At 40.2% G+C, this 20,622-nt stretch carries 20 protein-coding genes and 4 tRNA genes; 1 reads left to right on the top strand and 23 read right to left on the bottom strand.

Features of this window, described 5'->3' with window-relative positions:
• Positions 1–54: 54 nt before the first annotated feature.
• The 13 genes from FC56_RS03300 to FC56_RS03240 form a co-directional block, all read right to left on the bottom strand.
• On the bottom strand, positions 55–906 hold the full coding sequence (locus tag FC56_RS03300) for a PTS system mannose/fructose/sorbose family transporter subunit IID (protein WP_056978045.1): 852 nt from the start codon (positions 904–906) through the stop codon (positions 55–57).
• Positions 907–918: 12 nt separating this feature from the next.
• Positions 919–1,722, bottom strand: a complete 804-nt coding sequence (locus FC56_RS03295) for a PTS mannose/fructose/sorbose transporter subunit IIC (RefSeq protein WP_056978044.1) — start codon at positions 1,720–1,722, stop codon at positions 919–921.
• An 87-nt stretch (positions 1,723–1,809) separates the two neighbouring features.
• A complete protein-coding gene (locus FC56_RS03290; RefSeq protein ID WP_054669517.1) occupies positions 1,810–2,313 on the bottom strand; it encodes a PTS sugar transporter subunit IIB in 504 nt (167 codons plus the stop codon).
• The gene (locus FC56_RS03285; RefSeq protein WP_056978043.1) at positions 2,310–2,726 is read right to left on the bottom strand and encodes a PTS sugar transporter subunit IIA; all 417 of its coding nucleotides are present in this window, start codon (positions 2,724–2,726) and stop codon (positions 2,310–2,312) included. Before FC56_RS03285 ends, FC56_RS03290 begins: the two co-directional genes overlap by 4 nt.
• A 244-nt stretch (positions 2,727–2,970) precedes the next feature.
• The gene (locus FC56_RS03280) at positions 2,971–3,579 is read right to left on the bottom strand and encodes an HAD family hydrolase (protein ID WP_056978042.1); all 609 of its coding nucleotides are present in this window, start codon (positions 3,577–3,579) and stop codon (positions 2,971–2,973) included.
• A 135-nt stretch (positions 3,580–3,714) separates the two neighbouring features.
• A tRNA-Leu gene (locus FC56_RS03275) sits at positions 3,715–3,800 on the bottom strand.
• Positions 3,801–3,850: 50 nt separating this feature from the next.
• Positions 3,851–4,729 (bottom strand): homoserine kinase, encoded by an 879-nt coding sequence (thrB, locus tag FC56_RS03270; protein WP_056978041.1) that lies wholly within the window; start codon positions 4,727–4,729, stop codon positions 3,851–3,853.
• A 49-nt stretch (positions 4,730–4,778) separates the two neighbouring features.
• Positions 4,779–5,231 carry a SprT family protein gene (locus tag FC56_RS03265; protein ID WP_056978040.1) on the bottom strand — a complete coding sequence of 151 codons (453 nt, stop codon included), beginning with the start codon at positions 5,229–5,231 and terminating at the stop codon, positions 4,779–4,781.
• A gap of 8 nt (positions 5,232–5,239) precedes the next feature.
• Positions 5,240–7,408 carry a Tex family protein gene (locus FC56_RS03260; RefSeq protein WP_056978039.1) on the bottom strand — a complete coding sequence of 723 codons (2,169 nt, stop codon included), beginning with the start codon at positions 7,406–7,408 and terminating at the stop codon, positions 5,240–5,242.
• A gap of 61 nt (positions 7,409–7,469) precedes the next feature.
• Positions 7,470–7,901 carry a hypothetical protein gene (locus FC56_RS03255; protein ID WP_056978038.1) on the bottom strand — a complete coding sequence of 144 codons (432 nt, stop codon included), beginning with the start codon at positions 7,899–7,901 and terminating at the stop codon, positions 7,470–7,472.
• Positions 7,902–7,911: 10 nt separating this feature from the next.
• Positions 7,912–10,581 carry a calcium-translocating P-type ATPase, PMCA-type gene (locus FC56_RS03250; protein WP_056978037.1) on the bottom strand — a complete coding sequence of 890 codons (2,670 nt, stop codon included), beginning with the start codon at positions 10,579–10,581 and terminating at the stop codon, positions 7,912–7,914.
• Positions 10,582–10,771: 190 nt separating this feature from the next.
• A complete protein-coding gene (nadE, locus tag FC56_RS03245) occupies positions 10,772–11,596 on the bottom strand; it encodes an ammonia-dependent NAD(+) synthetase (protein WP_056978036.1) in 825 nt (274 codons plus the stop codon).
• Between the two features lie 11 nt (positions 11,597–11,607).
• Positions 11,608–13,071 (bottom strand): nicotinate phosphoribosyltransferase, encoded by a 1,464-nt coding sequence (locus FC56_RS03240; RefSeq protein ID WP_056978035.1) that lies wholly within the window; start codon positions 13,069–13,071, stop codon positions 11,608–11,610.
• A gap of 124 nt (positions 13,072–13,195) precedes the next feature.
• Between FC56_RS03240 and FC56_RS03235 the strand changes: the two genes are divergently transcribed.
• Positions 13,196–13,930 (top strand): WecB/TagA/CpsF family glycosyltransferase, encoded by a 735-nt coding sequence (locus FC56_RS03235; RefSeq protein ID WP_054672044.1) that lies wholly within the window; start codon positions 13,196–13,198, stop codon positions 13,928–13,930.
• Positions 13,931–13,946: 16 nt separating this feature from the next.
• Here the strand turns inward: FC56_RS03235 and FC56_RS03230 are convergent, their stop codons facing one another.
• The 10 genes from FC56_RS03230 to FC56_RS03185 all read right to left on the bottom strand — a co-directional run bounded on the left by FC56_RS03230 (position 13,947) and on the right by FC56_RS03185 (position 20,547).
• Positions 13,947–14,651, bottom strand: a complete 705-nt coding sequence (locus tag FC56_RS03230; protein ID WP_056978034.1) for a GntR family transcriptional regulator — start codon at positions 14,649–14,651, stop codon at positions 13,947–13,949.
• Between the two features lie 14 nt (positions 14,652–14,665).
• Complete coding sequence (gene nagA, locus FC56_RS03225; RefSeq protein ID WP_056978033.1) at positions 14,666–15,802, bottom strand: N-acetylglucosamine-6-phosphate deacetylase; 1,137 nt, start codon at positions 15,800–15,802, stop codon at positions 14,666–14,668.
• Between the two features lie 67 nt (positions 15,803–15,869).
• On the bottom strand, positions 15,870–16,676 hold the full coding sequence (gene proC, locus FC56_RS03220; protein WP_056978032.1) for a pyrroline-5-carboxylate reductase: 807 nt from the start codon (positions 16,674–16,676) through the stop codon (positions 15,870–15,872).
• 71 nt (positions 16,677–16,747) lie between these two features.
• Positions 16,748–16,819, bottom strand: a tRNA-Gln gene (locus FC56_RS03215).
• Positions 16,820–16,829: 10 nt separating this feature from the next.
• A tRNA-Tyr gene (locus FC56_RS03210) sits at positions 16,830–16,912 on the bottom strand.
• Between the two features lie 79 nt (positions 16,913–16,991).
• Positions 16,992–17,810 (bottom strand): metallophosphoesterase, encoded by an 819-nt coding sequence (locus FC56_RS03205; protein ID WP_225425408.1) that lies wholly within the window; start codon positions 17,808–17,810, stop codon positions 16,992–16,994.
• A gap of 58 nt (positions 17,811–17,868) precedes the next feature.
• The gene (locus FC56_RS03200; protein ID WP_056978031.1) at positions 17,869–19,365 is read right to left on the bottom strand and encodes a peptide MFS transporter; all 1,497 of its coding nucleotides are present in this window, start codon (positions 19,363–19,365) and stop codon (positions 17,869–17,871) included.
• A gap of 186 nt (positions 19,366–19,551) precedes the next feature.
• Positions 19,552–19,866, bottom strand: coding sequence for a PTS lactose/cellobiose transporter subunit IIA (locus FC56_RS03195; RefSeq protein ID WP_056978030.1), 315 nt, complete (start codon positions 19,864–19,866; stop codon positions 19,552–19,554).
• A gap of 2 nt (positions 19,867–19,868) precedes the next feature.
• Positions 19,869–20,192 carry a PTS sugar transporter subunit IIB gene (locus tag FC56_RS03190; protein ID WP_056978029.1) on the bottom strand — a complete coding sequence of 108 codons (324 nt, stop codon included), beginning with the start codon at positions 20,190–20,192 and terminating at the stop codon, positions 19,869–19,871.
• A 282-nt stretch (positions 20,193–20,474) separates the two neighbouring features.
• Positions 20,475–20,547: transfer RNA gene (locus FC56_RS03185), tRNA-Thr, on the bottom strand.
• Between the last annotated feature and the right edge of the window lie 75 nt (positions 20,548–20,622).

The following is a 20,622-nucleotide window of genomic DNA, read 5'->3' as shown; positions in this document are numbered from 1 at the left end:
CAGTAAATTAAAAAGTTTGGCATTCCCGGTGGAATTACCAAACTTTTCTTAATATTAAAGTCCTAAGATTCCTGACCAGTAGCCAAGAATACCGACAACGAATAATCCTAAAATAATCCAAATAGCATTAACCTTTTTCCGAAGAAGCCAAATACATCCAAAAGTTAGAAGTAATGGCATTAAGCCAGGAAGAATTTGGTCAAAGACATCTTGTAAGGTAGTAACTTTAGTTTTACCGTCAGTGGTAATTTTAGAAATAACCATTGGGAAGTTCATGTTAGTCCATCTAGGAACCAGAACCCCCATGATGAACATCCCTAAAATTGATGCGCCTTCAGTTACTTTTTGAAGTAACCCACCACCTAAACTAGAAGTGATGTTAGTTCCTTGACGGTAACCCAATTGTTGGGTTTGCCAGAAGAAAATTAACCGTAGCAAGTTCCAAACTACAAAGAAGATGATTGGTCCTAACAAACCAGAGCCACTAAGAGCTAAACTAGCAGCAAAAGAACCTAATACTGGACGAACAGTCCCCCACCATACCGGATCACCAACACCGGCTAAAGGTCCCATCATTCCGACCTTCACACTGGTGATAGCAGCATCATCAATGTCAGCACCATTAGCTCGTTGTTCTTCCATCGCTAATACAACCCCAGTAATGGCTGGTTGCATATAAGGATGGGTGTTAAAGAATTCCATGTGTCGTTTCATGGCAGCAATTCGATCATCTTTATTAGGGTAAAGACGCTTAATCGCTGGAGCCATAATATATTCAAACCCTAAGTTCTGCATTCGTTCGTAGTTCCATGATGCTTGTTCAAAACCAGCACGCCAGAAAGTACTTACTAGGTCACCATGGGTTAATTTTAATTTTTGATTGTCTGTTGTTGGATTATCAGCCATTTTTTCGCCCTCCTATAAGTCTTCTAGCTCGCGGTCAAGTTCATCCTCAAGGGAATCACCGGCATCTTCTGAGCTACCTGAGTTGTTTGAGTTGTATTTTGGTGTTAATTGCATGTAGATAAGGGCGAAACAAACACCCATGATCCCCATTGCAATCAAGTTCAATTTATCAACTGCGGCAAGGGCAAAACCGATAAAGAACCATGGCCATAATTCGTTAGTAGCCATCATGTTAATAACCATGGCATAACCAACGGCAACGATCATCCCACCACCAATGTTTAAACCATTGGTAATAACTTCAGGAATAGCCTTCATAACAGATTGAACAGTAGAAGCACTAGCCAACATAACTACGGCAGTTGGTAAAGCAATTCTCAATCCTTGCAAGCTAAGAGCAGTTAAATGAATGGCTTCCATTTGACGAACATTACCATCTTCAGCAGCCTTATCAGCCCCATGTACCAAACCAACAACGATGGTCCGAACTAAGATAGTTAATAATTGTCCAGCAACGGCTAATGGAATAGCGATGGCAATCCCATCATGAACTGAAAGTCCTGAAGGGCCACAAACTAACCAAGCAGAAACTACTGATGCAAGAGCAGCATCCGGAGCAATTGCGGCACCGATGTTCATCCAGCCCAAAGTAATCAATTGAAGAGAGCCACCAAGGGCTACACCAGCTGCAATGTTACCGGTTGCAATTCCGACTAGAGTACAAGCAACGATTGGTTGGTGAAATTGCCATTGATCCAAGACACCTTCCATACCGGCTAAAAAAGCAATGATAATAACTAGTATGATACTTAACATAAAATTTTCCCCTTTCTGGGATAATTTATAATAATTTCAAACACAACTTACCGGTGGTTACCGGTAAGCAATAAATATGATCGGGTCCTAGAACCCTTTCTTACTAAGTAATTCCATCATGTCTTGCTTCTTATCAGCAGGCACTTTTTGAGCGTAGACATCCAAATTGAAATCATCATGAAGTTTCCGCAATTGAGCTGCCATATCGTTATCAACAGCAATTGAGTCATTCAACATAGTCATTCCATCTGAAAAGGCAATACTTCCAACGTCAATTCCGACTTGTGAGAAATCCACACCGCCTTCAGCCAATTTAAGCATGTCAGCTGGAGTTTCGGTTAAGATAATAGCCTTAAAGACATCAAAGCGCGGATCTTTGTTGATTTGAATCATTTTATCTAAAGTAATCACGTTAGCTTTTACTCCGGGAGGAGCTGCTTGGGTGATTAATGTTTTTCTAAGGTTGTCTTTAGCAACTGTATCTGAAACTACCAAAATACGATTGGGAGTTACAGATTTAGTCCAAACCGTAGCAACTTGGCCGTGAAGCAAGCGGCTATCGATTCTAGCTAGGCGAATATCCATCGTCATAGTAAATCATCTCCTTGATCTTCAACTAATTCTAAGTGCTTAACGCCGTCTTTTGCCGTTTCTTCCAAATGAGGGACGATTTCATCCAAACTCATTGAACGAGAAGCATAGGCTTCAATTAGCATTGGCAAATTAAGCCCAGTGAGTAATGCCATATGATCGGTGTGTTCTGCAACAATTCGACTTGCCGCATTAAATGGTGACCCACCCCAAAGATCAACTAAAAATAATACTGATGCGTCTGAGCCGAAGCTTTCAAGTGCATCGTTGTATTTTTTGATCAAATCATCTGGCCCTTCATCAGGCATAAAAGTGACACTACTTACATTTTCTTGTTGCCCGAAAATCATTTCAGCAGATTGCTTGATACCATCTGCAAACTTTCCGTGGCTAGCAATAATAATTGATAACATTCAATCCACCTCCTCTCTCATTGGTGATTGGCTAATTGCTTTTTGAAAATGAAATTCAAATTGTGAAAACAGATTCTACCAGCATTTGAGCCGTTCAAAGGGTACGTTTTTATTCTAGCATAAAAAAGCGCTTCCAACCACTATTTATTTTAGTTTTCCAAAAGTTTCAAGGGTTTTTATTATAACGTTTTACTAAATGATCAAAATAAAAAAGGATGAAAAATATTTTCACCCTCCTTGAAATTTATAACCCTAGTAAGTCTTTAGGTTGCTCTAAAACATAATCAGCTTTCTTAAAGTTTTCATCGGCAGCTGTCCGCCAGCCAGCCAACGCAAATGCAACGTTGGCACTATGGGCAGCTTTCATATCATATAATGTGTCTCCAACGTAGACAGTAGTTTCAGGAACACCGTTTAATTTTTCCATTCCTTTTAAAATCATATCCGGGGCTGGCTTTCCAGCAGCTACTTCATCGGAAGTTACTACTTCATTAAAATAGTGGTTAATTCCAATTGGAGTAAAATCACGTTCAAATTCACTTCGAACTTTAGATGTTGCAATTGCTAACTTTTTGGTTTGTTTTAATTTAGCTAGTGATTCAGGAATACCAGCATATACTTTAAGGTACTTGGCATAGTTTGGAATTAACTGATTCCATTCGGCCATAACCGCATCTTGGTCGGTGACGTTTAGACGTTTTAAAGCATCTAAAGCTGTAATTCCAAACGTAGCAGCAGCTTGGTCGTAGGTAATATCATATCCCCGTTTAACTAAAACATCGTAAAGCGGCTTGATATACATTTTTTCAGTGTCAATTAAAGTTCCATCAATATCAAAAATAAAGTTTTGCATCAAGTTATCCTCCTCATCTCATTGGCTCTACAATAGCATGTTATTAAGCAACTCACCAGAATTAATTTAGCAATAATCGTTTTATATTAAGGACACAAAAAAAAGACCGAAGTAATCTGCTTCGATCTTTAGTTATGCGGCCAAGAGGGTTCGAACCTCCACCCGGGTAAATCCGGACAAGATCCTTAATCTTGCGCGTCTGCCAATTCCGCCATGGCCGCATCAACAAGAAAAATTATAGCAAATAATTATCTTGTCTGCAAGCCTTTTTTTATTCTCCTCGGACATCAGTACCATTATGATCAACATTCATAATCCGTAGACTGCCTTTTAAGTTCAACTTTTGTAATTCCATTCGCAATTCGGTTAATTTGGTGTAATCACCAAAAGTAGCAATAGTAGGACCTGCGCCACTAAGATAAGTGCCGTAAATTCCCAGTTCATGAGCTTTATCTCGAATGGTTTTTAATTCTGGGACCAAGTCTAGTCGATATGGCTCGTGAAATTGATCGTTTTCTACCATAGGAACGGCTTCTTCCCATTTTCCCTGACAAACTAAACCGACAAACACATTAGTAACGCTACTAGAATGAATTGCCGTCGTATAGTCAATTTCTTGCGGTAACTTGGCTCGGCTTGCTGCTTCACTAATCCCATCTGGACGAATATAAAACAACGCAGAAGCATCTGGTAACTCGGCGTTAACTACCTGAGCATGCTTCCCATCAAAGCTAGTAATAGCCATATTTCCCATCATTGCAGCCGCAATATTTTCAGCATGACCTTCAAATTTTGCGCCTAAATCAATCTGTTCTTCTAAGGACAGATTTAATTCACCTAACACGTTAGCAATTTTAATTCCGGCTACTACCGCAGTAGTACTTGAACCCAATCCATGAGCGATCGGAATATCGGAAATGACTGTTAATTGGTGTGGATGAATTTTAGGATCAATTTGTAAGATGGTCTGCACCATCAAGTTTTTTTCATCCGTAGGAATATTACTTCCCAAGGCATGGTTAATTTGCCAATGATCGGTTTCTTCTTCCACAATTACCGTGTAGTACAAATGAAATGCTACCCCAATAGAATCCATCCCGGATCCCACATTTGCTGAAGAAGCTGGAACTCGTACAATTGTCTTTGACATATTCTAACCTCCAACACTGTTTTCTTTAATTATAATCTATTACGGCAAACTATGCCGAAATCAACTGTAATTTTCCATGACACTTGCCACAACGATATTTGGTAGTGTTCACTAATCTTTGTCGGTCATACCGTTGGCCACAATCAAGACATCGATAGTGATGTAACTTTGCTGAAGGCTTGGCTTTCGAAGTTTTAGGAGCATAACGACTACCTCCTACTGCTAATAATAATGACTTAAATTCTTTACTTCGGTGATTACTAGGAGCACCCGCCAAGTGTAAATGATAATGACATAGTTCATGCTTAATAACCCCGATTAAGTTCTCCCGTGAAAATTCAGTTAGCATTAACGGATTAATGTCTATATTATGACTAGCCAAATGGTAACGTCCACCAGTCGTTTTCAGACGAGAGTTAAAAGTTGCTTGATGTTTAAAGGGTTTAGCGAAAAACTCTAAGGAAATTTGCTCTACTAGTTGTTGTAATTGTTTATCTGTCATCTACCCTCCTATTCAGGAGCCACCATCGTTAGCTGAATTCTATTGCGTTTTTCGTCTACCGAATCTATCCAGACCGTTACAATGTCGCCCACGGAAGCTAACTTAGCCGGAGAGCTAACATAGTGATTACTCATTTTGGAAATGTGTACCAAACCATCATGCTTCACTCCAATGTCAACAAATACTCCGAAATCAACTACGTTTCTTACCGTTCCTTGCAGTTGCATCCCTGGTTTTAAATCAGCCATCGTTAAAACATCCTGTCGCAATAATGGGGCTGGCATCTCATCACGTAAATCGCGTCCCGGGTGTTGCAAACTAGCAATAATATCGGTTAACGTTTGTTCTCCAATCGCTAGTTTTTGGCTAACTGTAGCAATCTCAATTTGGCTCAATTTGGCTTTTAATTCTTCAGTACCCAAATCAGCTTCAGTGAATCCTAATTCTTGTAGTAGGGCCATAGTTTGGGGATAACTTTCTGGATGGATATCAGTATTGTCTAACGGTGATTTTCCTCCAATAATTCTTAAGAAGCCGACCGATTGTTCATATGCCTTAGGTCCTAGCCGGGGAACTTTAGCTAAATTTTTGCGGGAAGCAAACGGGCCATTTTCGTTTCTAAATTTAACGATATTTTGGGCCGTGGTCTTGGTTAATCCCGAAATATGAATTAGTAATTCCGGACTAGCCGTGTTGACGTTTACCCCTACCTGGTTAACCGCTGTTTCCACCACTTGGTCTAATTGAGCCGTTAACTGCTTTTGAGCCACATCATGTTGATACTGGCCCACCCCAATAGCTTGCGGATCAATTTTAACTAATTCTGCCAACGGGTCTTGAATTCTTCGGCCAATACTAACGGCAGACCGTTCTTCCACGTTGAAATCCGGGAATTCATCCCGCGCAACTTGACTGGCTGAGTACACGGAAGCACCGGCTTCATTAGTAATTACGTAATAAATTGGCCGCTTAATTTTTTTCAAGGCTTCCGCCACAAACTGTTCTGATTCTCGACTAGCGGTTCCGTTGCCAATCGCAATCATTTCTACTTGGTATTTTTCCAGTAGGTCAATAAAAGTTGGCATCGCAGCTTCTCGCTTACTAGTGGCAGCTGGTTTGTGAGGATAAATAACTTGTTTGGCTAAAAATTTACCATTAGCATCCATAATTGCCAGCTTACAACCAGTCCGGTAAGCAGGATCGAAGCCCATAACAATCTTTCCCTTTAAAGGGGCTTGCATTAATAAATGATATAAATTCTCTCCAAAAACGGTAATCGCGTGAGTTTCTGCCGCTTCCGTCAATTCATTGCGAATTTCTCGTTCGATTGCTGGACCAATAAACCGTTTGTAGGCGGCATCGATGGCATCATTAAGTAGTTCCGCTGCCAAGCCAGAGCGTTTTTGAATTAACTTAAATTGTAAATAATTAATAATTTCATCAGTATTAGCTTCAACCTTAACGGTTAAAATTCCTTCTTTTTCGCCCCGATTAATGGCTAAAGTTCTAAATCCCGGAATGGCTTTGAGTCGTTGATTAAAGTCATAATACTGCTCGTACTTGCCCTCTTCATCTTTTTCTTTCCCACCTTTTTTGACTTTAACTACCAAATTACCGTTTTTTTGAGTAGCAGTTAAAATCCAATCACGAAATTGAGCGTGTTCACTAATTGTTTCCGCCAAAATTTCGTGGACACCAGCCAAAACAGCTTCGCGATCCGGTAATTCGGGACTGTGATTGATCATTTGATTAATTTGAGAATCTAATTGCGGAGCAAATTTAAAAACGGCTTCTGCAATTGGGGCCAATCCTAATTCTTTAGCAATAGTGGCCTTTGTTCGCCGTTTTTGTTTATACGGTAAATACAGATTCTCTAATTGTTGCATTTTATCAGCAGCGTTAATCGCCTGCTGCAATTTAGGGGTAAGAGCACCTTGCTCTTCAATTCGCTTTAAAATATCTGAGCGACGTTTATTTAGTGCTTGAATTTGATTGGCTGTATCCATAATTGACCGAATCTGAACTTCATCTAAATTCTGAGTCCGTTCTTTTCGGTATCTAGCAATAAACGGAACGGTATCGCCTTCTCCCAACATTTCGAGGGTAGCATTAATTTGAGCTGCTTTTAATTCTGGCAGTTGCTTTAAAATTTGTTGCGTTAGTTCTTGATCAGCCATAGTACCTTCCTTTTTTTGCGAAACAAAAACGACTACCGTTCGGTAATCGTTAATGTAGTAATTACATTGCGCTCATAATACGACTAGTAGTATTTGAAATGGCCGCAATAGCAGCTTCTTGGTCCTTTTCTGATTGGTTAAACATCTCAACTACCACGCTGTTAGCTTCCGGATTAATACTGTCAGTCATTGCTTGGCAAGCATTAGTGTAGTCTTCGTAATGCTTAATTAATTGTTTGTGACGCCCCAAAATTTTAACGGGTACCGCCACTTTTTCTAATTTTAAGAGGTTTTCTTTGTAAATATCAGTTCCCTCTTGGAAATGCTTTTGAATCTTAGTTAATTTATCAGAATCAATATCTGCTACCTTATCATCGTCAATAGCCTTACGAAGTAATTCAAAGTCGTCATTTAGATCAGAACCATTTTGAGTAGTAGAATCAATTACTTGTGATAAAACCCCCGCATAAACTTGAACATTAGCTTGTTTCATTATCTTTCTCCTATTCTAAGTGAAATACTTTTCGTTGAACTAATTTCACTATTTCTACAACTAATACCATAAGGATACCACCGAATACAACAATTAACCATTGGAAAGCAGTTAATTCGGTCACATGAAATAGTTGGTTAAACCCTGGCACTGCAATCGTCAATACCAATAAAATCGCTGAACTAAGTAAAGCCCAGTTGAAGAATTTATTTTTAAACAAGCCGACCTTGAAGATCGATTGGTGAATCGTCTTAGAGTTAAAGGCATGGAATAACTGCAACAGTCCTAAAGTTGCGTAAGCCATAGTTAATGCATCGGCATGGGCTAATTCCGGACTGTGGTGCACCGGAAAACTAATTGCAAAGGCGTATACTCCTAAAGTAATCGCGCCTTCCAACAATCCTTGGTACAAGATATTACTCATTACCCCACCTGATAAGAAATTAGATTTTCTACCTCGCGGCTTTCGATCCATGATTCCTGGTTCCGCCGGCTCAACTCCCAAGGCAATGGCTGGAAAAGTATCGGTCACTAAATTAATCCACAGGATTTGAACCGGTGCTAAAATTTGCCAACCCATTAAAGTCATCACAAACAAGGTTAAAACCTCACCCAAGTTAGCTGATAACAGATATTGCAACGCCTTTTGGATATTGGCAAACACCTTTCGCCCAGCTTTAACAGCAGTAACAATAGTTGCAAAGTTATCGTCTGCCAGCACCATATCACTAGCTTCTTTAGATACTTCGGTTCCGGTAATTCCCATCCCAATTCCAATATCAGCTGCCTTTAGTGCTGGGGCATCGTTAACCCCGTCACCAGTCATCGCAACTACCTTACCTTTTTTCTGCCAAGCATTCACGATTCGCACCTTGTGTTCTGGGGCTACTCGTGCATAAACCGTGTATTTAGCCACGTTTTGCTCAAATTGAGCATCACTTTGTTCATCTAATTCAGCCCCGGTTAAAATTTGTTCATTACCGCGCTGGGTATCTAGAATTCCTAAACGAGCAGCAATTGCTCCGGCAGTATCGCTATGATCACCAGTAATCATAATAGGAGCAATTCCAGCCGATTTAGCTTCCTTGACAGCTTGATAAACTTCTGGCCGTTCTGGGTCAATCATCCCAATTAACCCCACAAATATCATATCGCGCTCTTGTTTTTCTGAAGTCAAATCAGCTTCTTCAGGCACTTGGTCAGTAATTTTATACGCCATGGCTAATACCCGCAATGCTTCAGACGCTAAATCATGATTAGTTGCTAAAATCAATTCACGATCTGCATCTGTAATGGGACGGACCTGGCCATCGACATCAATTTGGGTTACTCGTTTGAGTAATTGATCGGGTGCCCCTTTAAAAGTCACCAAAATTCGGTGGTCTGGTAACTGATTAAACGTCGTCATGAGCTTACGTTCAGAATCAAACGGAATTTCCGCTAATCGAGGTCGGTCTTTTAGGTACTGTTCCACTTCTAAATTTTGATCTAAATAGTACTGGACTAATGCCGTTTCAGTGGGATCCCCCAGGAGTTGACCATTATCAAATTTAGTATCGTTATTTAACAACATCACGGCCGTTAATGGCTTAGTAGTTTCATAATCTTTAGTCACATCGCCATGGAATTCTTGGTTCACAAATACCGCTTCGACCGTCATTTTATTTTGAGTCAGCGTTCCCGTCTTATCAGAAGCAATAATGTCAGTACTTCCCAGAGTTTCCACTGCTGGTAATTTCCGGATCAATGCTTTATGGCGCGCCATTTGTTGCGTCCCAATCGCTAGAGTAACGGTAACAATCGCTGGCAACCCTTCTGGAATAGCAGCTACCGCTAATGAAATTGAAGTTAACAACATATCTAAGACTGATTCTTGACCACGTAACATTCCAATTCCGAAAACCACTACGGCAATAATTAAAATTAAAACGGTCAGCACTTTTCCTAACTGCTTCAGGTTTTCTTGAAGTGGGGTAGTGGTTTCACTAGCAGCATCTAACATCGTAGCAATTTTCCCTACTTCCGTCTGCATTCCAGTACCAATTACCACCCCGGATCCCCGGCCAGCAGTTACGTTACTGTTCATAAAGCCCAAATCTTTGCGATCCCCTAACGGTAAATCGGCGGTTTCGATTGGAGCTACTTGTTTATTAACCGGAACCGACTCACCAGTTAATGCCGCTTCTTCTACCTTTAACGCGTTCGCACTTAGAAACCGAATGTCGGCCGGAATAATATCACCGGCTTCTAGTAATACAATGTCCCCGGGGACAATTTCAGCACTATTAACCCGTGTTTCATGACCATCTCTTATCACCGTAGCCATGGGAGCCGCCATTTGCTTTAGAGAATCAATCGCATTTTCAGCTTTGGCTTCTTGGAAAACTCCAAAAATAGCATTTAAAATTACCACCGTTAAAATAATGATGGCATCTGCACGTTCACCGGCGATTCCGGCAATGACCGCAGCAATTAACAAAATAATAATCATTAGATCTTTAAACTGCGCTAAAAACTTTTCGATTAAAGTCGTCCGCCGTTTAGCCACTAACTTATTGGGTCCATACTGATTAAGGCGTTCTGAGACCTGTTGAGCCGTCAAACCCGTTTCAGTACTTTGCATTGCTTTTAAAACGGTGGAGCTATCTTGCTGGTAAAATTGTTCAGTTTGACTTGCCATCTGCTTCCTCCTTATAAAGAAAAAGAGACTTATAAGCCCACATAAATATGGATTCATAAGTCTCACCGTTTAAGACATCCCGGAAACCGTAAAGTTTCACGCTGACGAGATAATCGCAGCCATCGGCCGCCGGTTACTCCCTTTTGATTATAGTTATTATAGCTGTTAATTTTTAGTTTGTCACTTAAAACTACCGCCAAAAATTATCAAAGATGGTAACGGGTAAATGACGCTTGTGTTCAGTGCGGTCGTACCAACCCTCAATCGTCTTAGCAGCTTGATCAGAAACTGGGCACCCCTCGAGGTAATCGTCAATTTCATCGTAACTAACTCCCAACGCTACTTCGTCTGGTAAGGCTGGTCGTTCTTCTTCTAAGTCAGCAGTTGGTACTTTAGCATATAAATGTTCTGGTGCTCCCAATTCTGCTAACATTTGGCGTCCTTGGCGCTTATCTAACCGCCATAGCGGAGTAATATCAGCGGCTCCATCTCCAAACTTAGTGTAAAAGCCGGTAACCGATTCCGCAGCATGATCAGTTCCGATTACCACTCCACTAGTTTCTCCAGCAATCCCATACTGGGCAATCATTCGCTGCCGAGCCTTGATGTTTCCCTTATTAAAATCACTAATCATCAAATTGTTGGTCTGTAAAGATTGGACGGCAGCATCCGTGGCCGCCTTAATATCTACTCGCATGGTTTGATCAGCTTCGATAAAGTCAATAGCGGCTAGCGCATCAGACTCATCTGCCTGTACTCCGTATGGTAATCGAACCGCGATAAATTGATAGCCCGCTTCAGGATCTGCTTGACGTAATTCATTAATTGCTAGTTGCGCTAATTTACCAGCCAACGTGGAATCTTGTCCACCAGAAATTCCTAAGACATACGTTTTTAATCCGGTAACTTGTAAGTATTCTTTTAAGAAATCAATTGTTCTTCTAATTTCTGTTTGCGGATCGATTTGAGAAGCAACGTGTAGGGCTGCAATAATTTCAGCTTGTTTAGTTCTCATTAGTTAGCCTCCTATTCGTTAGGATTGATGGAATCAACGTAAGTACGCACTTTTTTAATAATCCGGTTCTTATTGTCCCAACATTCTTTAGACAAGTCCACCGGATAAAATTGTGGATTTAATTCTCGTTTATACTCTGGCCATAACGACCGCCGGTTAGCCTTAGCGTATTCCGTAATTTCTTGTAAGGTAGGCAATTCATACACTAACTTACCGGCTTCAAAAATCGGTTGAAGCACCGGTCTTGCCGTGAAGTTTTCTAAGGTTCGATTAATGTAAGTGTATTGAGGGTGGAATAGATACAAGGTATCTTCTTCTCGTGGATCTTCATCAGCTAACGCTACATAATCACCTTCTGATTTACCATCGGCCTTGTCGGTTAATCGCCAAACTTGTTTTTTACCAGGGGTAGAAATTTTTTCAGCGTTACTAGAAATTTTAATGGTGTCGATCATTTCACCATTTTCGTCTTCTACAGAAACCATCTTGTAAACGGCACCTAAAGCCGGTTGGTCAAATGCGGTAATCACTTTGGTTCCCACGCCCCAAATATCAATTCGGGCTCCTTGCATCTTAAGGCTAGTAATGGTTTGTTCATCTAAATCATTAGAAGCATAAATTTTAGCATCGGGATAACCGGCATCATCTAACATTTGGCGAACTCGTTTGGAAATGTAGGCCATATCGCCAGAATCAATCCGAACTCCTTGAAAATCAATTTGATCTCCAAATTCTTTGGCAACTCGAATAGCACTAGGAACCCCACTGCGCAAAGTATCATAAGTGTCTACTAAGAAAACACAATCATGGTGCGTTTGAGCGTATGCTTTAAAAGCAGCATAATCGCTACCGTAAGCCTCAACCATAGAATGAGCATGGGTACCACTAATTGGAATTCCAAATTTTTTGCCGGCTAAAACGTTAGAAGTGGCATCAAAACCACCGATAATAGCAGCTCGAGTCCCCCAAATAGCTGCAGAAACTTCTTGTGCTCGGCGACTTCCAAATTCTAACAACGGATCATCTCCAGCTACAGTTCGGATTCTAGCAGCTTTAGTGGCAATTAAAGTTTGGTAGTTTACGATATTTAAAATCGCTGTTTCCACTAACTGGCATTCAGCAATAGTGCCTTCTACCTGCACAATCGGTTCGTTGTTAAAGACTAAGTCCCCTTCTAAGGCTGAGCGGATAGTCCCTTTAAACTCAAAGTTTCTTAAATATTCCAAAAAGGCTGGCGAATAGTCGCCAACTGACTTCAAATAACTGATATCATCTTCAGTAAAGTGAATATTTTGGATATAATCAATTACGTGTTCCAAGCCAGCAAATACCGCGTAGCCGTTACCAAATGGTAATTTGCGGAAATAGGCTTCAAACACAGCATGCCGATTTTCAATCCCCTGTTCAAAATAAGTATCCATCATATTAATTTCATACGCATCCGTATGAAGGGTTAAATTGTCAATTTCTGGCATGATCCAGTAAATCCTCCTTGAAGATCTAAAGTAAGTAGTAGGTACAATAAGTTAATTCTATCATTATTTTGCCAGAAAAAAACCTAAAACGAAATAATTCACATGACTTGCGAAAGGAAAATTAATGAATAAACGAACCGTTTCAATTCTAGATATCCCCTTTAACGACACCACGCTCTCAGAATTCACTTCAGAATTACATACTAAAATTGATAGTCATCAAAATACCTTCGTTGTTACCGCCAATCCAGAAATTGTAATGTACGCTAACCAGCATCCAGAGTACCGCCGAACCATTCTAAGTGCAGATAACATCGTAGCTGACGGTATCGGAATTATTATCGGCTCCAAAATGTTAAACACACCGTTACCCGAACGAGTAACCGGATACGATATTTTTACTGAACTATTAGCATGGGGAAACGCTAATCATAAGTCCGCCTTCTTTATTGGTGCTAAACCCGAAGTTAGTCAAAAATTAAAAACTACTTTGAAAACTAACTATCCTGATTTAGCAGTAGCCGGAATTCACGACGGTTACTTTACCGATGAACAACCACTGGTTGATGAAATTACAGCTACCCAACCGGACATGGTCTTTGTTGCAACTGGTTTTCCCAAACAGGAAACTTTCATCCAAAAGCACCGTCACGCTGCCAACGCCGTTTGGATTGGACTTGGAGGTTCCTTTGATGTTCTTACCGGTACCGTCAAACGTGCGCCTAAAATTTGGCAAAATTTACATTTAGAATGGCTTTATCGTGGTTTATCCGATCCTAAACGGATTGGACGGCTAATGGTTTTACCCAAGTATCTAGTTAAAGTGACCCAGATCAAAATAAAAAGGAACCGAAAATAAATTCGGTTCCTTTTTATTAACCCTTTTCCAGGTAAAATTCAAAGCGATCGCCAACGTATTGAGTCCGTACATACTCAAACGGCGTATTATCTTGCAAATAAGAGATTTGTCGCAATCGTAAAATGGCGTCTCCTCGCTTAATGTCCAAAAACTCAGCAATTCGTTCTGAAGCTAACATCGCTGAGACAGTTTGTTCAGCTTTACCTAGTCGCAGATCTTTTTTCTGTTCTAGGGCCCGATACAGCGAACTGGTGACTTCGTTTTTTTCTAGTCCAGCTACAATTTTTTCAGGAACGGTGGCGACTTCAAAACAAATTGGAATTCCGTCCCCATATCTAATCCGTTCCATTCGAAGAACAGGTTCATCTTGATCAATCTTTAGTTTTTCCATTTCACTTAACGATGGTTCCATAGTGTGGTAAGAAATGGTTTTACTAGATGGCTCCTTTCCAGAAGCCAACATTAATTCAGTAAAACTGGTTACCCCAGACATTTTTTCTTGAACCTTTTGGTTAGCAACGTATGTCCCAGATCCGACTCGGCGTTCTAAAATTCCCTCGTCAACCAACGTTTGAATGGCTTGACGTAATGTCATCCGACTAACCCCAAAGTTAAGTGACAGTTCGCGCTCGGACGGAATGCGGTCACCAACTTGCCATTTCCCATTCTCAATATCGCGCTTGATTTCATTATGAATTTGAATATAAATTGGCAACCCCAAAGCGTCTCACTCCTTTATTTTTCGCTTACAGCTGTTCCATAACTATAAGTTTGCTCAATTTGTAGCTGTTTGTCAAATACATTTAAGTCAGCATCGTAACCAACTTCCAAATGGCCCTTCTCAGGTAAGTTAAATTCAGTAGCCTGGTTAGTGGAACTCATCCATACAGCTTCTTCAATTGAACAACCAGTAAATGCAATAATATTTCTGAAAGCATCAACAAATCGAAGTACTGAACCAGCTAAATTACCTGATTCTAGGCGTGCTTGCTTATCCTTTACAATAACCTTTTGGCCGCCTAGTTCACTGACCCCTTCTGGCATCCCTTTAGCCCGCATTGAATCGGTTACCAATTCAATTCTATGAGGACCCTTTTGTTCATAAGCTAATTTGATCATATCAGGAACGATGTGGAAGCCATCGCAAATTAATTCCGTATAGATATTATCTTCTAGCATAGCGTGACCAGTAACTCCTGGTTCTCGGTGCTTAAATTCGCGCTGAGCATTGTATAAATGGGTTACGTGGCTTGCTTTACTATTTAAAAGTTGCTCTCTAGTAGCGTTACTATGACCAACTGAAGGCACAATGTTATGTTCCAAACAATAGGCTTCAAATTCTTTAGCGCCTTTATCTTCTGGAGCGTAAGTAATTAATCGAACCCGGTTACCAGAAAGTTCGTTCCATTGACCTAAGAGTTCTGGATTAGGATCTTGAATATACTTTTCAGGTTGAGCTCCTTTAAAGATCGCTGCAATAAATGGCCCCTCTAAGTGAACCCCTTGAATTAATTTATTGTGTTGGGCCACTTCATTAATGGCTTTCATAGCATTATTAATGTTTTCAGTAGATTGGGTCATTGTGGTAGGAAAGATACTGGTAACCCCTTCTTTTGCCATCAAATTAACCATTTGTTCTAGTTCTTCAGCATTACCATCCATTGAATCAAAACTGTAGCCACCATGCGTGTGCACGTCAATAAAACCGGGAGTAATCACCCGATCTCTTAGATAATGAATTTCGTCATCTGGTAGTGCTACGTATTCATCCATTGGACCTACAGCTTCAACTTTTGCTCCAAAGCGAATGAATCCGTCTGCGATTACCCGATCTCCAGTATAAATTTGGGCATGTTTCAAAACAGTACTCATGGTAAGACCTCCTGATTTTTTCCCAGTGGGAATCTACCATTAATTATAGATGGTCTATACCAAAATTTCAATCTCTTTCAGTTTTTCTAGTCGATTTGGCAATTGTGGCATCAATTCCACTAACTACAGAACTTAAGAAGCCCGCTTTTTCCATTGCCAAGATCCCGGCAATGGTGTCGCCACCTGGAGAACAAACCTGGTCAATCATTTCTGCTGGACTAACATCAGCATCCAACAGTGATTTAGCAGATCCTAAAGTAGTTTGAGCAGCAATTTTTGTCGCTACCTGTTTATTAAGCCCATACTTTACTCCTGCCCGGCTTAAAGCATCAATGAAGAAATCAACATAGGCAACCGCACTACCGGAGATAGCTGAAAAGACTGCAAATTGATCCTCGGCTAATTCTAAAACCTCTCCAGTAGCAGCAAACATATCTGTAGCTTGTTGGAATGCAGTCCCGGTTAAATTATTGTTAGCAGCTACAGCCGTCATGCCAGCTCCAAATTCAGAGTTAATATTAGGTAAGGTTCGTAAAATCGGTTGGTCATTAGTAGTCATTTGAGCTAATTGATCTAATGAGATACCAGAAACGATAGAAACCAACGTTTTTTGGGGCGTTAAAGCTGATTTAATTTCAGTTAATACTGAAGTAACCACTTTAGGAACTACCGCTAAAACTACGATATCACTTTGTTTTACCAATTCAGTATTTGAAGCCACTGCTGTTAATCCGTTTTGATCAGCATAGGTCGTGTAATGATTCTTTCGAGCGCTATGAACCAAAATATTTGAAGCTGGCACGAATTCAGCTCGCAAAATCCCCTGAATAATTGCTTGTGCCATAGCACCGACACCGATAAAGCCAATTTTCATAATCTTACCTCACTAACTTAAATTTTTGGTATAAAAAAATCACCAACGCTTCCGCATTGGTGATCACTTAGTTGGGCTAGCTGGGTTCGAACCAGCGCATCACGGGATCAAAACCCGTTGCCTTACCACTTGGCTATAGCCCAATATTAAAAATGGAGAGGAGTGGATTCGAACCACTGAACCCGAAGGAACGGATTTACAGTCCGTCGCGTTTAGCCAGACTTCGCTACCCCTCCATGTCTTGCGTTCGTTCTTTCGTACCGAACCAACGAATATAATAATACAAAATAAACCAGGATTCGTCAACCACTTTTCTCAAAAAAATTCAAAAAAATTTGTTTGGGCCTTCCACTCACTGATAAAATCACGTTTTAGCCACTCGTCATGGCGATGCGCGCGATACCCAATTGCCGGGTTATAGTAACGAGTATCCTTGATGGTAATTGGTTGAAAGTGTCTATGTAGGTGGCCAAAGACCACTAGCGGAACGTGATACTGATCAATAGTTTGTTCTAATCTTCGACTACCTAACATGCCATTAGCCACGTTAAAAAAGCGATCATCATTAGTGTAACGAATAAAGTGATGGTGCGGCACAAAATGGGTGATTAATCCGACTCGTTTACCGGCTTTTCGTGCTGCTGATAATTGAGACTTAATTTGCTGTAATACTAAAGTTTCTCTTTGAGGATCCGTTATTGGTTGATCAATTTGACCATCAGTCCAATACGCCTTCTTCCAATGCCAGAATTGCTCTGGACTACGCTGTAGTTGATCAGCAAAAGAATAATCATACCACCCGTTGTTACCAATAATTCGCCAATTAGTTCCCGGTAAATCAACAAATTGATTGTTAAAATACTCCGGTACCGGTTGTGCCATTAGCTGATCATACGTTATCCCCTTCAGCATATCGTGATTTCCCGCTAAAAACTTCACGGTAGTAGTAGGTAATTTTGCTTGCAGACGTTTTACGTAATCCTCAGTTAAGGTAAAGTCATTAAACGTATCTCCAGCAATAAAAAAATACCGGGCGCTCTGAGCACGCAAATAAGCCGCCTGAGCGTCGATAACGTCATTGACTGCTAAATGATTAATATCTAAATGCATATCGCTAGAAACGGCAATTTTCAATGTTTTTCTCCCACAAAAAAAGTGTTACCCATAGGATAACACTTTTTTAAAACTTTATTTAGTTGACACCTTCCATAAGGCGCTTAACTGGTTTAACCATTAAGGCTAAAACAATTCCTGCCGCGATAGCTACCAAACCAATAATGGTGAAGTAAGCAATTTCGTTTTCAGGTGTAAAGAAGCGAACAATTTGAGAGTTGACGGCTTGGCCGGCTGCGTTAGCTAGGAACCACATACTCATCATTTGAGATTCGAAGGCCTTAGGAGCCAACTTGGTGGTTACAGATAACCCAACTGGTGAAATCAACATTTCAGCAATTTCAATAATTGCCCAGCTGCCGACTAACCACAATGGACTAACTTTAGAATGAGCCCCAAACATCATCACTGGTAATACCATCAAGAGGTATGAAGCACCGGCAAAGAACATCCCAGTAGAGAACTTAGTTGGTGAACTTGGTTGGCGCTTGCCCAATTTAACCCAGAGAATGGTAAAGATCGGAGTGTATAACATGATGAACAATGGGTTTAATGATTGGTACCAAGCGGCAGGAATGTTAAGGCCTAAGAAGTGGTTGTTAGTTTGGTTTTCAGCAAACAATGCTAATACCACTGAACCTTGTTCTGCAATAGCCCAGAAAACAGCTGCGGCAATGAATAATGGAATGTAAGCTACCACTCGTGACCGTTCAGTCTTGGTAATCTTCTTGCTAGACAAGATGATAATGAAGTAAACGATCGGAGTAAGCACACCCAAGATACTCAAGAGAGTGATGAAGCTGTTAATGTTTAATGAACCCATCATTTGAAGAACTAAGATGATTAAGCCGAAAACGATAATTCCAATTACAATACGGATAGAAAGCTTTTTAGCGTCTTCTGGTTCCAATGGATCAGAAGGATAAAGACTTCCACTAGGTAAGTGTTTCTTACCACCCAAGTAGTATTGAAGAAGACCAAAGGCCATCCCAATGGCTGCTAATGAGAAACCAAGATGGAAGTTAACGTTCATTCCTAGGTAACCTACCAATAATGGGGCAACGAAGGAACCTAAGTTAATCCCGAATACGAAGATGGTAAACCCAGAATCACGACGAGTATCTTCTTCTGTATATAGTCCCCCAACCATTTCGGAAACGTTTGGTTTCAACAACCCAGTCCCTAAGATAATTAAGGCGATAGAACCAAATAATGCGGCTGCCCCCATTGGTAAAGCCAAAATGATATGACCAGCCATGATAAGCACACCACCGTAAAAGACAGTTCTACGGCTGCCCCACAAACGGTCACTTACATAACCACCAACAACTGATGATAAGTAAACCAATGACCCATAAATTGCCATGATAGAAGCGGCAGTAGTTTCTGAGAAACCTAATCCACCTTTAGAAACACTGAAGTACATGTAGTACAACAGGATGGCTCTCATCCCGTAGTAACTAAACCGTTCCCACATTTCAGTAAAGAACAAAGTAGATAATCCACGGGGTTGGCCGAAGAAGGAAGCGTCAGATTTTTTTTCCATGTCTAAACGTTCTTGCGTTTTATCTTGCATATATAATACCTCCAGGGTCAATCCGAATAATAATTGCTTCGAATATTATATTTTAATTCTCATTTATCAAATAAACCATAGACAGTATTATAGCCTTGAATAAAACTGAAAACAATAGAAAAATGAGAAAAAATCAAATTTTCTCACTGAAAACGTCACCATTTTCTAATTTTGGCTGATTTTTTCTCATTTTAGTTTGTTATTTATAATTTTAATGAAGTGTTGAACTAAAAATAAACCCTCCTCTGTGTTCATTAAGGTATCCTGAGCGTGAGTGAACAATAATGAGTATGTTAACGTATCACTATGCTTGATTGCCCTATTTTGAGCTTTATGGGCTTCTACCAGCGCCTCATGAGCATTTCCAAGGTATTCAGCAACTCTATCAGCATCTGCTTCAGATTGTTCCATAACGACCAGAGCTTCTTGAATATTCTTTTTAGCTTTCCCCGCTTGAGATAACATAGTCATGGAAATTTGGTTTAGTTCTGCATCTTTCATAATTACATTGCTTTTGCGTCTGGTAACATAAGTTCATTTAATGTGAACTTAACCAATTTTTCCCCATTTGCCCAGCCATAAACCACATCGGGAATTTGACTAACCGGAATACCACTCTTGGACAATTCTTCTACTTCATCATGATATTGTGCTTGTGGAGCCACCAATATCAAATCAATACCGTTATCTAAATATGTATTAGCTTCTGCAAAATCCGTCGTTATATAGTTAATGGGAGCTTGATAGCCCTCCACAAAGATTTTTGCTGATTTGGCTAAAAAATCACTTGAAATACCTGCTTCACATACTAAAAGAACTGTTTTCATTGTTATTTCCTCCACTACATTTACTGATTTAGTTATCTATATTTGTATAGTAACAAATCAAAGCGTATACCACAAGTGATAACATTCATTTTTTCGCCTTTACATAAAGTTTTTTAGATCCATTTATATCTATACCAATTTAAAAATTTACAGTGATTACCGAAATTGGTATAGATAATGGCGCTTAATACTACTAGTTTCAGATAAAAATGAATTGAATTTAATATTTATGGACAAAAAAAGAGTAGACATTTACGTCTACTCTTTACGTTCTTATTCATATGCCGGCTGCAGGACTTGAACCTGTGACCCTCGGTTTACGATACCGATGCTCTACCAACTGAGCTAAGCCGGCATGGGAACAAAGGTAAATCAACTCCGGCAGGCGGGCTCGAACCGTCGACAACCTGATTAACAGTCAGGTGCTCTA

The sequence above is a fragment of the Lentilactobacillus senioris DSM 24302 = JCM 17472 genome (assembly GCF_001436555.1).
GTDB classification, from domain to species: domain Bacteria; phylum Bacillota; class Bacilli; order Lactobacillales; family Lactobacillaceae; genus Lentilactobacillus; species Lentilactobacillus senioris.
Note: the sequence above shows the minus strand (reverse complement) of the source record. Positions and strands in the feature narration are given on the sequence as shown.

Coding starts and splice junctions, on each gene's coding strand:
- FC56_RS03235 (WP_054672044.1), top strand. CDS start 13,196: ATGAATAAACGAACCGTTTCAATTCTAGATATCCCCTTTAACGACACC.
- FC56_RS03240 (WP_056978035.1), bottom strand. CDS start 13,071: ATGCCAGAAATTGACAATTTAACCCTTCATACGGATGCGTATGAAATT.
- FC56_RS03260 (WP_056978039.1), bottom strand. CDS start 7,408: ATGGCTGATCAAGAACTAACGCAACAAATTTTAAAGCAACTGCCAGAA.
- FC56_RS03255 (WP_056978038.1), bottom strand. CDS start 7,901: ATGAAACAAGCTAATGTTCAAGTTTATGCGGGGGTTTTATCACAAGTA.
- nadE (WP_056978036.1), bottom strand. CDS start 11,596: ATGAGAACTAAACAAGCTGAAATTATTGCAGCCCTACACGTTGCTTCT.
- FC56_RS03280 (WP_056978042.1), bottom strand. CDS start 3,579: ATGCAAAACTTTATTTTTGATATTGATGGAACTTTAATTGACACTGAA.
- thrB (WP_056978041.1), bottom strand. CDS start 4,729: ATGTCAAAGACAATTGTACGAGTTCCAGCTTCTTCAGCAAATGTGGGA.
- nagA (WP_056978033.1), bottom strand. CDS start 15,802: ATGAGTACTGTTTTGAAACATGCCCAAATTTATACTGGAGATCGGGTA.
- FC56_RS03200 (WP_056978031.1), bottom strand. CDS start 19,365: ATGCAAGATAAAACGCAAGAACGTTTAGACATGGAAAAAAAATCTGAC.
- FC56_RS03265 (WP_056978040.1), bottom strand. CDS start 5,231: ATGACAGATAAACAATTACAACAACTAGTAGAGCAAATTTCCTTAGAG.
- FC56_RS03195 (WP_056978030.1), bottom strand. CDS start 19,866: ATGAAAGATGCAGAACTAAACCAAATTTCCATGACTATGTTATCTCAA.
- FC56_RS03190 (WP_056978029.1), bottom strand. CDS start 20,192: ATGAAAACAGTTCTTTTAGTATGTGAAGCAGGTATTTCAAGTGATTTT.
- FC56_RS03290 (WP_054669517.1), bottom strand. CDS start 2,313: ATGACGATGGATATTCGCCTAGCTAGAATCGATAGCCGCTTGCTTCAC.
- FC56_RS03295 (WP_056978044.1), bottom strand. CDS start 1,722: ATGTTAAGTATCATACTAGTTATTATCATTGCTTTTTTAGCCGGTATG.
- FC56_RS03250 (WP_056978037.1), bottom strand. CDS start 10,581: ATGGCAAGTCAAACTGAACAATTTTACCAGCAAGATAGCTCCACCGTT.
- FC56_RS03285 (WP_056978043.1), bottom strand. CDS start 2,726: ATGTTATCAATTATTATTGCTAGCCACGGAAAGTTTGCAGATGGTATC.
- proC (WP_056978032.1), bottom strand. CDS start 16,676: ATGAAAATTGGCTTTATCGGTGTCGGTGCTATGGCACAAGCAATTATT.
- FC56_RS03300 (WP_056978045.1), bottom strand. CDS start 906: ATGGCTGATAATCCAACAACAGACAATCAAAAATTAAAATTAACCCAT.